The 12,646-nt window shown below is 50.2% G+C and carries 13 protein-coding genes; 4 read left to right on the forward strand and 9 right to left on the reverse strand.

Features of this window, described 5'->3' with window-relative positions:
• Positions 1-32 precede the first annotated feature (32 nt).
• The 8 genes from LBJ36_08580 to LBJ36_08615 form a co-directional block, all read right to left on the reverse strand.
• The gene (locus tag LBJ36_08580; GenBank protein MDR1379091.1) at positions 33-185 is read right to left on the reverse strand and encodes a hypothetical protein; all 153 of its coding nucleotides are present in this window, start codon (positions 183-185) and stop codon (positions 33-35) included.
• A 104-nt stretch (positions 186-289) separates the two neighbouring features.
• Entirely contained in the window at positions 290-1,798 is a 1,509-nt protein-coding gene (locus tag LBJ36_08585) for a tripartite tricarboxylate transporter permease (protein ID MDR1379092.1), read from the reverse strand.
• A gap of 39 nt (positions 1,799-1,837) precedes the next feature.
• Positions 1,838-2,323, reverse strand: a complete 486-nt coding sequence (locus tag LBJ36_08590; protein MDR1379093.1) for a tripartite tricarboxylate transporter TctB family protein — start codon at positions 2,321-2,323, stop codon at positions 1,838-1,840.
• Positions 2,324-2,493: 170 nt separating this feature from the next.
• Positions 2,494-3,102 carry a hypothetical protein gene (locus LBJ36_08595; protein MDR1379094.1) on the reverse strand — a complete coding sequence of 203 codons (609 nt, stop codon included), beginning with the start codon at positions 3,100-3,102 and terminating at the stop codon, positions 2,494-2,496.
• Positions 3,103-3,212: 110 nt separating this feature from the next.
• Positions 3,213-4,292 carry a hypothetical protein gene (locus LBJ36_08600; protein MDR1379095.1) on the reverse strand — a complete coding sequence of 360 codons (1,080 nt, stop codon included), beginning with the start codon at positions 4,290-4,292 and terminating at the stop codon, positions 3,213-3,215.
• A gap of 135 nt (positions 4,293-4,427) precedes the next feature.
• Positions 4,428-5,393 carry a transketolase family protein gene (locus LBJ36_08605; protein MDR1379096.1) on the reverse strand — a complete coding sequence of 322 codons (966 nt, stop codon included), beginning with the start codon at positions 5,391-5,393 and terminating at the stop codon, positions 4,428-4,430.
• Positions 5,394-5,406: 13 nt separating this feature from the next.
• Positions 5,407-6,228: a transketolase gene (locus LBJ36_08610; GenBank protein MDR1379097.1), complete on the reverse strand. Its 822-nt coding sequence runs from the start codon at positions 6,226-6,228 to the stop codon at positions 5,407-5,409.
• Positions 6,229-6,263: 35 nt separating this feature from the next.
• Positions 6,264-6,989 carry an FCD domain-containing protein gene (locus LBJ36_08615; GenBank protein MDR1379098.1) on the reverse strand — a complete coding sequence of 242 codons (726 nt, stop codon included), beginning with the start codon at positions 6,987-6,989 and terminating at the stop codon, positions 6,264-6,266.
• 464 nt (positions 6,990-7,453) lie between these two features.
• Here LBJ36_08615 and LBJ36_08620 point away from each other — a divergent pair, with 464 nt between their 5' ends.
• Entirely contained in the window at positions 7,454-8,377 is a 924-nt protein-coding gene (locus LBJ36_08620) for a class I SAM-dependent methyltransferase (protein MDR1379099.1), read from the forward strand.
• A gap of 440 nt (positions 8,378-8,817) precedes the next feature.
• Here LBJ36_08620 and greA read toward each other — a convergent pair whose 3' ends face one another.
• A complete protein-coding gene (gene greA, locus LBJ36_08625) occupies positions 8,818-9,321 on the reverse strand; it encodes a transcription elongation factor GreA (protein ID MDR1379100.1) in 504 nt (167 codons plus the stop codon).
• A 177-nt stretch (positions 9,322-9,498) separates the two neighbouring features.
• On the opposite strand from greA, the gene LBJ36_08630 reads away from it, so the two are divergent.
• From LBJ36_08630 to LBJ36_08640, 3 genes are read left to right on the forward strand one after another with little or no spacing between them, the layout of a single operon-like run.
• Positions 9,499-10,749 (forward strand): DUF819 family protein, encoded by a 1,251-nt coding sequence (locus LBJ36_08630; GenBank protein ID MDR1379101.1) that lies wholly within the window; start codon positions 9,499-9,501, stop codon positions 10,747-10,749.
• Positions 10,750-10,759: 10 nt separating this feature from the next.
• Entirely contained in the window at positions 10,760-11,404 is a 645-nt protein-coding gene (locus tag LBJ36_08635) for a M15 family metallopeptidase (protein MDR1379102.1), read from the forward strand.
• Between the two features lie 53 nt (positions 11,405-11,457).
• A complete protein-coding gene (locus LBJ36_08640) occupies positions 11,458-12,639 on the forward strand; it encodes an acetyl-CoA C-acetyltransferase (protein MDR1379103.1) in 1,182 nt (393 codons plus the stop codon).
• The last annotated feature ends 7 nt before the right edge of the window (positions 12,640-12,646 follow it).

The following is a 12,646-nucleotide window of genomic DNA, read 5'->3' on the forward strand; positions in this document are numbered from 1 at the left end:
TACTAAACCTATGCAAACCTGAATAAATCCGATCAAATATGATCAGGAGCAAGTTTACTGTTGGCTTCCTGCTTCACCGAGGCCAGTTTCACCATCATCTCGCGACGACGTCCAGAGCTTTCCTCTCCACAGGCTGACACCGCTGACACCGTGGAACTCACAGCGTAATGTTTTAGATGCTTCACCTATGCTTAACAATATATTCATAATTACATATATTAACATAGATTTAATCATATTTCAATCGTACTTTTCCTACCCTATCTTATATTCATACTGATATTCACGCTCAGGAGGCGGCTTCGGCTTCCAGTCTTCTATAGTAGGCCCTCGCGCGGACGATGCCGCCCCAGATCAGCCACGCGACAGCAACCAGCAGAATCAGGCCGATGGGACGCTGAAGAAGGGGCAAGAACGCCCCGCGGCTTTGCATAAGGGCCTGCCGGAAACTAACGTCGGCGAGGGGTCCTAAGATCAGTCCCAGTACCATCGGGGCCAGCGGGTAATCCATTTGCCGAAGGAAGTAGCCGATCATTCCAGCGAATAGCATCAGGTACACGTCGAAAATTCGGACACCGCCGCTGTAAGCCCCGATGACCGTCAGAGGGACGACAAGGGGAAGGAGTAGCTCTCTCTTGATTTTGAGAACGCTCACCATCGGTTTCGCCAGAAGCAACCCCCAGAAGAGCATCGCGACCGACGCGCACATCAGCGCGGCCCCTACCATGGGAAGGAACGCCGGGTTTTCAATGTTGAGCATCGGTCCCGGGCGGACGCCGTGGAGGTTCATCGCGGCCAAGAACATAGCGGCGGGGGGGCTTCCCGGTACGGCCAGCGTCAGAAGAGGAATCATCGCCCCGCCGATGACGGCGTTGTTCGCGACCTCAGGGCAGAGAACGCCCTCCAGAATTCCAGTTCCGAATTTGTCGCCGTCTTTGGATCGCCTTTTGCCGATGTCGTAGGCCAGCCACGCCCCCACGTCTTCCCCGGCGCCAGGGATAATACCGATAATAACCCCGATGACCCCGGAGCGTAGAATAGAGGGAATTAGCGGTTTGAAGACATTGAAGGGCGGAATGACTCGGCCTACTTTTCCTTCGATTTTATAGGGAACACTCTCCTGCAACACGCCCAGGACCTCCGAGATGCCGAACACGCCGATCAGGGTCGCGATCAGGGGAATGCCGCCCCTGAGCTGGAAAATGCCGAATGTGAAGCGTGGATAGGCGTAGATTGCCTCCATACCCACCATCGAGAGGGCGAAGCCGAGAAATCCGACGATCCAGCCTTTGATGGGGTCTTTGTCGGTGCTGAGGGAACCGCAGATCATGATGCCGAATATCGCCAGAAGGAACATCTCCCAGTGCCCGAATTTCATGGCGATGAGATAGAGCACCGGCGTCAGGGTCAGCATGATGAGAATGCTGAAGACCGTTCCGATGAAAGACGCGATAAACCCCGTACCGATGGCCAGTCCGCCCTTGCCCTGCTTAGCCAGAGGAAAGCCGTCGAGAGTTGTCGCAGCCGCGGCGGGTGTTCCAGGGATGTTGATCATGATGGCCGAGCACAATCCCCCCGACGTCGCCCCGACATAGACGGCCAAAAGAAAAGCCACGGCTCGCTCCAGCGGCATTCCGTAGGAGATGTTGATCAGAAGAGCCAGAGCCATCGTCGCGGTCAGGCCGGGAATGACCCCCACCAGAAGCCCCATGACGGACCCGCCGAAAATTAAAGCAATAATCCACGGGTCCCGCGTCATAGCGACGAACATTCCCGTGATATGCTGGAAATATTCCATGTTTAATTTAGTCTCCTCTCTCTATCGTTCTCGGGTTCCTCATGGCAAGGGAATCCTGAAGAGTTGGCTGAAAACCACCTGAACGATTAGCGGTGCGGCCACGGAGATGGCGATCATCCAGTACCATTTCGTCGCCTTCAGAAAAAGGAACGTCAAAAAAAGGTACGCCATGCTCAGAACGGCGAAGTTGAATTTACCTAGAAGAGCCACGTAGCCGAGGATCAATAAGAAAACGACGCTTCCCTTTTTAAAGACGGGAGAGGTGAAGCTTCTTTTGAGGTTGCCGGCCGAGAGAATACGAAGGGCATCCACGCGTCCCCCTCTCAGCGACGAAGTATAAAGAAGAACACCTCCAAAGAATACAAAAAGAATCCCCAGAATCATCGGAAAAAAACCAGGCGATATGAAGAACGTCTGGTATATCCTCATGTTCCGCGCGCCCATAAAAAACATTCCGCCGAATAGAATCAACAGAACCGCCGTAATGAAATCCGCTCCCGCCAATTTCTGCGCTTTATTTGACAAGCCTTAAAACCTGCCACTGAAAACCCACATAAATGTGTAATAGTCCAGATTTTTCCTTTTTCATCCTTATTTTTCCTTCTTCATCCTTCCCTCTTTCGCCAAAGCTACTCAAGTTTGTACGGAAGTCCAAAGGCTTAAATTCCCGTGTAGCCCACCCACGGTACATAGCTTTACACTACAGGTTCATAGCCGCGTTTAAATCGCGGTCTATTTTCAACTTTCAACCCGCATTCTTGGCGGATATAGACACGGTCACCGAGCTTCAAATCCTTCTTTAATAGCTCCACAATTCGAGCACCTCTCGAGCGCATCTTCAATGAGGGAAAAAGATGAGGGAAAAAAGATGAGGGACAAAATCGGTCAGCGGCTCGAAGCTCTATACCGTGCCTCTTACATTTCTCTGCCAGCTTGCTTTCAAAACAGTAAAAATTCTGTTCCGCTATAGCCTTTGAGAGACGCTTGTTTTTCATCATTCCAAGAATATTAAGGTCCTCGATTGTGATATAGCCCGGCTTGGCCATCACCAGCGCACAGGCTATTTTGTTGGTATAGTTTTTTCTTACACAATCAAGTCCGTAGTAGGCTTTCTGGACTTTAATACGCTGTTTATATAGGTTCGTAAATTTTTCAGTAGCAGGTTTCACCTTCTTTCTATAATTATTTTTTCGAGAAAATTTACGTTGCTCTCGTTTAATCCCGCGTTTTAATTTCTTAACGCTGGATTTCTTAACTCTGGATGCTTTGTTTATATTGCTAAAAATCTGATGGTTATTGTTCAAAACCTGATGGTTAGAAACCGTAGCTCCTCTCGCTCAACGCCCCAGGGTATCGGCTGCTAATGGGGCGCAGGGGCCTTAGGCCCCTGCCGGGTTTGAGTGGAGCCTAAGCGTCACTGATATCCGTACTTCGCCTTTTCCTTGTTCCAGTCCCATTCCTCCGCGCGTGGAATACCAAAGGCCGCCGGCGATTTGTCGGTTTCGGCCAAACCGGCGTCGTACACCACCCAAGCGTAGGCCGCGTACTGATAATCCAATACCTTGTCGGCTTCCTCGCCATAACGGGAGATAACCTGATAGCCCATTCTTTCAGCGAACTCTTTCATTTCGGGCTGTTCGCACGCCCAGAGAAAGGCCTCCTGTAATTTGTCGACGATGGGCTTGGGGGTGTCGCGCGGAACCATGACGGGCCACGTTTCCGCCAGGTCGGGGACGCTCGCGTACTGCGGTCCGAAATCGGTGATTGGGGGGATAGTGAGGCCGTTGCCTAGTTCAAGAGCTTCCCGCCTGTTTAGGAAGAGAACTTTCAAGCTGTTGGAACGAGCGTAATCGACGCCCGCCGAAAAGGAGATGGAGCCGATCTCGATCTCGCCGGCCATGACGGCGACGCAGGTTTGGCCGTCCCCGCCGGAGGTGACGTAGTTAATCCTCGTCTCGATGCCTGCCGCCTTAGCGAACGCTTCAACGAAGGCATGAATGCCCGCTCCGAGAGAAGAAACCCCCACGTTGGCCTTGCCCTCTTTCAGAACCGTGATCGCGTCCTCGACCGTGTTGATTCCCGATTTTTCGGGATTGACGACGAGAGCTGCCGGTCCCTGAATGTGGTGGAATCCCCACCAGTTCCAGGGCACGCCGTTGGGCGAGGTGTTGTTGATGGTGTAGCCTCCGAAACAGCCTGACCCCGTGGCGAAGAGGCTGTAGCCGTCATGCGGTTTCCCCTGAACATCTTCCGCCGCTAGAGCGCCTGCCGCTCCAGGCATGTTGGCGACGTTGATAGTCTCGCCGAGATGTTTCTCCATCAGCGCGACCAATGGACGAACCGCCGTATCCGTGCCGCCGCCGGCACCAAAACCCACGTATACCGTCGGGGTTCCTCTGTCCCAGACCTTATCCGCCGCTTCCGCTCCCACAAAAACCCCTCCCGCGAGAATCGACACAACGAGCGCCACCGCAAAGAACCTGCACTTCCTCATAGTCGCTTCCTCCTTCTGTTTTTTAGTATCGACAAGCTGCTTCAGATTATTTTCAATATCATTTTCAATATCAATATCATTTTCAATATCATTAGATCATTTCCAATCCACTTTCAATTCATTTTCAATTCATTTTCAATTCCTTTTCAATATTTTCTTCGCGGCCTGCTCGATGGCCTCCGCCGTCAGTTCGTAATGTTCAAGAAGTTGTTCGTAAGTGCGCGCGGACTGACCATAACGGTCAGCGATTCCAACGCGCTCCATTGGCAAGGGCGAGTCGGAAAGACATTCGGCGATGGCGGCACCTAACCCGCCGATAACGCTGTGTTCCTCGGCCGTGACCAACGCGCGAACCCCATTCAGAGCCGCGCGAACGGCTTCCCTGTCCAAGGGTTTTATTGTACTGAAGTTCACCAAGCGGGCATCAACATCCTGCTCTTTCAGAAGCGCGCGCGCGACGATCCCCATACCCGCCGTGACGGCATTGACACAGATCGCTACGTCCTTGCCCTCGACCAGCACCAGGGGCTTTCCAACCTTGAAAGGCGTCGATTCGTCGGTCAACACGGGAAGGTCGTTGCGGTTGAGCCGGATATACACGGGTCCTTCAATCGCCGCCGCGGCGTGAACGGCCTTGCCCACTTCGACGGCGTCGAGAGGCGCCAGAACGGTCATGTTGGGCAAAGTGCTCATGAGGGCCAGGTCTTCAAAAGATTGGTGAGTGGCGCCGTCCCCAAAGTCGGAAAGTCCCGCGCTGGAACCAACGATTTTTACGTTCAGGTTCGGCAGGCAGACGCTTTGCCGGATTTGGTCAAAAGGACGCCCCGTTGCGAACACCGCGAAAGAGTGCGCGAAGGGAATTTTGCCACATAGCGCTAGCCCCGCCGCGACGGAGATCATATTGGCCTCTCCGATGCCCATTTCGATATACTGGTCGGGCAGGTTTTTTTCGATTTGGATGGACTGGGTGGAGGCGCAAAGGTCCGCATCCAGAGCCACGATATTCCTGTTAGCCCTGGCCAGCTCCAAAAGCGCCAATCCGTAAGCGACACGGGGGTTGTATTCCTGTTGTTCTATTTTTTCTTTTTCTGCTTTTTCCATGTCAATCTTCCCTTCACATTACCATGACAGACGCGATAGCCTTTTCTTGATCTTCGACCGTGAGAAGGTTGTTGTGGTAGATGTGCGTGTTTTCCGCGAAGTAGACGCCCTTTCCTTTGACCGTGCGGGCAACGATGGCCGTTGGACAGCCTCTTACGTTCGTTGCGTTGTCTAGAGCCCTGGCAATATCCGCTACGTCGTGCCCGTCGATCTCAAACGTTTTCCAGCCGAAAGCGGCGAACCGTCCGGGAATGTTGCCTATAGCGTAGCGGTCGCGGGTTCTACCCATAGCCTGAACACCGTTCATATCCACGATCACCGTGAGATTCGACAGCGCGTAATGACTGGCTGCCATCGCGGCTTCCCAGATTTGTCCCTCCGCGAGTTCCCCGTCTCCGACGAGGACGTAGACGTGATAGTCGAGGTCATCCATCTTGCCAGCCAGAGCCATACCGACGCCCACAGACAGGCCCTGACCCAGAGAACCGGTGTTGGCCTCGATGCCTGGAGCGCGTCTTTCGGGGTGACCCTGTAGAAGACTGCCCAGGCTCTTGGTCGTGGCGAGAAGCTCTTTTTTGAAGTACCCGGCCTCGGCTAAAGCGGCGTACTGCGCCAGTACGGAGTGCCCTTTGCTCATGATGAAACGGTCGCGGTTCGGGTCGTTCCGTTCGTCGGCGGATTGGCGCATTTTGTAGAAATACAGCACCGCCACGATGTCCGCGCACGACATCGATCCTCCAAGATGTCCCCTGTTACCGATACCAAGGGTGTCGATAATCCCCAGACGAACCTTACGCGCTTTCTCCCTGAGAAAATTTTGTAGGTCTTTGTCCACTTTTCAAACAACCTCCTCAATGTTTCAGCTTTCTTTCAGTTTTCTTTTTCTTTCAGCAACGACGAAATGGAACCTTTTGTTTCACTGACATGTTCGTACATGACCAACTGAGCTTGCGTTTTTTCCCGTCTCTCAAAAGCCTGAATGATCTGTTTGTGATATTGCAGCGCTTTCTTTCGCCTTTCGGAGTAGGAAGCGGAGATAATCTGCTGTTTTAGAAGAGATTCACGAATCAAATCGAAGGAATGGGAAAAGAGGACATTTCGAGTCGCCCGCGCGATTAGGCCATGAAACAAAACATCCATCTCGGCGAACTCAGGGCATTTTCCCTCGGACGACATACCCGACGCCTGACGTTCGATGCAGGAAATCAGTTCCTCGATCTCCTCGCGAGAGATTCGTTCTGCGGCCAACGCCGCGCAGTAGGGTTCGTAGCCAACCCTGAATTCCATAACATGAAGAACGTCCCGGAGGTTCATGGCGTCTAGAAAAAGAATTTTTCGTTCCGCGTCAGGAGCGTCACTCACGAACGTTCCCAATCCGGGGACGGTGTAGATCAGGTTTTTAGCCTTTAAGAGGTTGAGAGCCTCCCGCACTGTCGAACGGCTGACGTTGAACGCGGCGGACAGCTCGGCCTCCGTATAAATACGATCTCCCGGTTTCCAGAAACCGGATTGAACCTTTTCTTGTAACGCCTCGAAAACGACAACGCTCCTGCTCTTTCGCTCCAAGGGGCTGAAAACCGCTTTCACAAACATCACCCAATTCAAAACATTATTATCGGATGTCTGACATCATACATTATAAAGAATAAATTTGTCAATAGGGTTCGGAACTCCCCAAACCGTAAGTTGTAAGGATATCGATTGCAAAAGTAAAGCAACCTGGACGGCGAGCGAGGGTTGCGATCAATCTTGCAAAAGTGCAGATAAAAGTTTGTTGCAATAAGTAGTGCAATATTCTCCATATGAAAAAACGTCCTTCTATATAAAAAAATGTCCTTCCATATGAAAAAATGTTCTTCTATAGCAACACAGGAAGACGATTTTGAGCGCCAAGAAATCATCACCTCCTGTGAAAAGTGAACACAGACAGTGACTGTCTGCTTGGCATCAAAATAAGTTGTGTCTTTGCAAAGATAAGTTTACGTGCTCTGTTGGCCATATTTATTGCTATAATGTGTATACTACGTTGTTTGAATATTTCACTTTAAGGAGTTTTTTTAATGTTACTAAAAGATATAAATTGTTCTATAGAACAATATGCCACTTCTTATGTAGATGAAATATATACGGACATTAAGGAATTTTCGGAGATGACGTACCAAGAAAGTTGTTTTCTTAACGGCTTTGTGCGATATTTCAAACCTAAGAAAATATTAGAAGTTGGTGTTGCAGCAGGTGCTAGTACTTGTGTTTTATTGAATGCTCTTAAAGATAACTCTGAAGCAATCCTTCATTCGGTAGATTGGTCAAAAAAATATTATAAAAATTTTTCTAAAACTTCTGGCTGGAAGGCCCAAGAACTTTTCCACGGTAAGTCTCAATGGAAATTACATCTAGGAGTTGACGTTGCGGAAATAATAGAAGATCAAATAAAGGGAAATATTGACTTTTTGTTATTGGATACTGTTCACAAACATCCAGCCGAAACTTTGAATTTTCTTTCAGTGTTTCCTTATCTTAATAGGAATGCTATCGTCGTGTTACATGACGTTAATCTCTTTTTTAAGCCACATCACCCAACAGCTTATGCCACAAAAATATTATTCGACACTGTTGTAGCGGATAAAGTTACTTTAAGTATTTTTGAAAACGACTACATCCACCCTAATATTGCGGCTTTTCAAATTAATGAAGATACAAATAAATATATTGGAGATGTTGTACGCAGTTTATTTTTCTCTTGGGGTACAAAAGAACCTGCAAGGATTTTGCAAGCGACTGGGGTCATTCTCAAAGCAAAGTATTGCAATGATATATATAAGTTATATGAAAGAAGCGTAAAACAAAACCAAATTCATTCACAACTCACTTTTAAGAAAATATTCTTGAGAATAAATAGCGCGTTACGTGAAATATTAAAGATGTTTTTACCATCTTCCGTTATCATATGGCTCAGAACAATACAACAAAAACTCAAAATATAAATTTATAATTGTAAATCCCCCAATATATTTATAAGTATATGCGTAATATCGAAGTGACTGACATTACTGTGTTTTTATACATCTATAAATTTTACGGGGATTTACTTGACATACTCCCACGACTAAAGCCATGGGATTCTAAGATCGACAAAGACAGCCGACTGAAACCGGTCTTACGTCTTCTCCTTTAATTTAAGAGTGGATGCCCCCACTCTGAGAAGATTTACAGCTACATTGATATCCCGGTCGTGTTCCGCCCCGCATCTTACGTTGATAAACCGTTAAAGAAGTTTAACATGAAAGTAGAGATATGACAAGAAACCAAATACAAAACAAACGCCGCTGTTGGCGGCGTTGCGATTCTCATCCAACGGCTTCAGCCGTTGGCTTTCTCATCGCTTTATCGTAAAGATTCATCTAATATAATATCGAAACCGCTTTCAAGATCTGTCGGCTAAGGTGATTTCGATGATTTTTAGATGACGCACGCCTTTTGGGATTTTCACGTAGACCTCTTCGCCTACGGTTTTGCCCAGAATAGCTTGGCCTACGGGGCTTTTTTGAGAGATGCTGTGAGTTTTCGGGTCGGCCTCTTCCGAGCCGACGATCGTATAAGTGAATTGTTTCGATGGGGGAGTCATTTCCTCTAGGGTAACTGTGAGACCTAATGAGACTTTTTTTGTGTCCAGCGTTTCCTCGTCCAAAATTCGCGCCTTGCTCAATTGTATTTCCAGCTGAAGGATCCGCGCTTCGATCTTGGATTGCTCTTCTTTGGCCGCCGCGTATTCTGCGTTCTCGCTGAGGTCGCCGAAAGACCGCGCCTCTTCCAACTGTCGCGCGATTTCCGCCCTGCGCTCCGTCCTCAGTTCAACCAATTCAGCACTCAGGCGTTCGTAGCCGCTTCGGGTCATTGTTGCGTTGTTGTCGATCGTCTTTATCGCCATTACTCTGCCTCCAAAACTTAGAATCGGGGCGTATTTTAACAGCTATTAACGGGATACACAATAGCATTAGCGAGGAGCGTATAGTCGAGAAAACACGATAAACTATGATAAAATTAAAATAACTGGGTATTGTTCGACAATATTAGAATAGTATATATCAGGAAGGTGAGAAAATTTATGGGCTTGTTTGGAAGTGGAACGTTGATTGCCGCGGACGACACGTGGTTTTTGTGGACGATTATCATCGTCTTCGCTTCGGCGTCTATCTACATTGAGCAAAACTACAAGTGGGGAGAAAGACTGTCGGGGCCGGTTGTTGGCCTGATTCTGGCTGTCATTGCCGTTAACTTGGGAGTCATTCCATCGAGCGCCGAGGTTTACGACGCGATATGGACCTACTGCATTCCTTTGTCCGTGGCGATGCTCCTGTTCCGAGCAAATATCAAATCCATCATCAAAGACACGGGCAAAATGTTTTTTTGCTTCAACATCAGCGCCATTGGGACTTTGCTGGGAGTGATCGTGGCCTTTTTCACGCTGAAAAATTTTATTCCCGAACTGGATAAAATGGCGGGAGTCCTGACCGGTTCCTACATTGGCGGTGGGGTGAATCTCTTTGCCGTCGCTAACTCGGTTCACGTTTCCGAAACACTGCTCAGCGCCGAGGTCATTGCCGATAACTTCGTTATGGCGCTAGTCATTTTCGTTCTGCTGTGGATCCCCAGCAGCGATTACTTCAAAGCGCGCTACAGACATCCGTTCCAAGCCAAAATCCAAGCCAAAATTGAAGAAAAGGGCATTGTTGGAGAGGCTAAAACGATGTCGGCGGCCTTTTGGGGCAAAAAAGAAATGTCCCTGTTGGATATCGCTTTGACCATCGCTGTGGCCTTTGTAATCGTGACATTTTCCACGAAGCTCTCGGATTGGCTCAAGGTGGCCCTGGCGGGACCGGAGGGTGGAGACTTGTGGAGCGGGCTTCCCTCCATGATTTTTGGCAACCAGTTCGTCATGTTGACTTTGGTGTCAGTGATTCTCACCTCCATTTTTCCCAAATTCTTCAATAACCTCAAGGGCGCGCAGGAACTGGGTACGTTTTTGATCTACACGTTCTTCGTGGTGATCGGTTGTCCCGCGGCCCTAAAAGATGTCATTGTCACCGCGCCGCTTCTTTTTGTATTCTGCGGTCTCATCGCTTTCATCAACATCGGATGGACGCTCTTCTGGGGTAAATTGTTCCGCCAGAACATCGAGGAGCTGACCATCGCGTCCAACGCCAACATCGGCGGACCCTCCACGGCGGCGGCCATGGCGGTAGCCAAGGGATATGGAGACCTGGTTGTCCCCGGTATCCTGGTGGGGTTGTGGGGATATATCATCGGGACTCCTTTGGGGTTGTTTATGGTACAGTGGTTGAGTACTTTTATGTAGCTGGACGCCCATGAACGTCAGCACGATAGGGGTTCACAAAGACGGGCTTCCTGAGGGTTTCGTTTATATCGACGAGCTGATCGAAGACTGCGTCGTTGACGCAAAGTACTGGGGAACGGACAATTTTATAGGCCGAGGGGTCGACGGCTACGAAACCCCCCTGGTGGTTATGACTCACGAGGCCGCTGAGGCTTGTGTCAGAGCAGCGGATATTCTACGAAAACGAGGCTATTGGATCAAGTTTTACGACGCCTATCGGCCCCAAAAAGCCGTTGATGATTTTGTCCGCTGGGTCGCGGACGTGGACGATCTCCGCCGAAAACCGATACATTACCCCCATGTGAACAAAAAAGACTTTATCGTCCTGGGCTACGTTGCCGAAAGGTCGGGGCACACCCGAGGCAGCGCCGTGGACTTGACCCTCGTGGATATGGAAACCTGTCAAGAACTCGACATGGGTTCCATCTTCGACTTCATGGACCCTCGCTCTCACATCGTGGCACTGGGCCTGGCCGACTACCAGGAGGCTAACCGCGCTCTTCTCCGCGACGCAATGATGGTCAGCGGTTTCGAGGTGTACCCCTACGAATGGTGGCACTTCTTTTTGCGACACGAACCCTACCCCGAAACTTATTTCGATTTTCCTGTTAGATAAAAAATGATTTCGCATACTGATTTTACATACTACTGAGGAGAGGTGAAGTCACTGTGAGCAAAGAAATCATACTAGCCGGTGCCTGTCGGACGGCGATAGGAAAAATGGGAGGTACCCTTGCAGGTGTGCCCGTGGCTAACTTAGGCGCCATAGTTATCAGGGAGGCCATGAGCCGCGCCGGCGTAAAGTCGGATCAGGTAGACGAGGTCTTTATGGGCTGCATTCTACAGAGTTCCCAGGGGCAAAACGTGGCACGTCAGTCCTCCATTAAGGCGGGGCTCCCCGTGGAGGTTCCCGCTCAGACGTTGAATATCGTCTGCGGTTCGGGCCTGAAAAGCGTCAACCTGGCGGCGGCCATGATTCAAGCGGGAGAGGCGGATGTCATTATCGCGGGCGGGATGGAAAACATGTCCGCAGCGGTTTACGCCCTGGATAAAGCACGCACGGGCTATCGCATGAACAATGGAACACTGATCGACACCATGGTCAAGGATGCCTTGTGGGATGTCTTTAACGACTATCACATGGGCGTCACGGCGGAGAACGTCGCCGAAAAATACGGGGTAACTCGCGCCATGCAAGACGCTTTCGCCGCGGGAAGTCAGCAGAAATACGAGGCCGCCCAAAAAGAGGGCAAGTTTAAAGACGAGATCGTGCCCGTGCCGATCAAGATAAAAAAGGAAACGCTCCCCTTCGACAAGGATGAATACCCTCGGGCGGGTGTAACGGCGGAGTCTATCGCCAGTTTGCCTCCCGCATTCAAGAAAGACGGTACGGTCACGGCCGCCAATGCATCAGGAATCAACGATGGCGCGGCTGCCGTGGTTGTTTTGAGCGCGGAGAAAGCCAAGGAACTGGGCGTGAAACCGATGGCCAAGTGGATTGCTGGCGCCACGGCGGGAGTGGATCCGTCGGTGATGGGCATCGCTCCGGCCATGTCCACGCAAAAGCTGTTGAAAAAGACGGGACTTACCGTTGCCGATATCGATTTGATCGAGGCCAATGAGGCCTTTGCAGCTCAGGCCGTGGCGGTAGGGCAATTGCTTCAGTGGGACGCAGCTAAAGTCAACGTCAATGGCGGCGCTATTGCGCTGGGGCACCCGGTAGGCGCTTCGGGCTGTCGCATCCTCGTCACGCTGTTGCATGAAATGGGCAAACGTAAAGTTCAGAAAGGCTTGGCGACGTTGTGCATTGGTGGCGGCATGGGCGTGTCCACCCTCGTGGAGCGGATATAAGGGAGGT

This window comes from Synergistaceae bacterium (assembly GCA_031267575.1).
Taxonomy (GTDB): domain Bacteria; phylum Synergistota; class Synergistia; order Synergistales; family Aminobacteriaceae; genus JAIRYN01.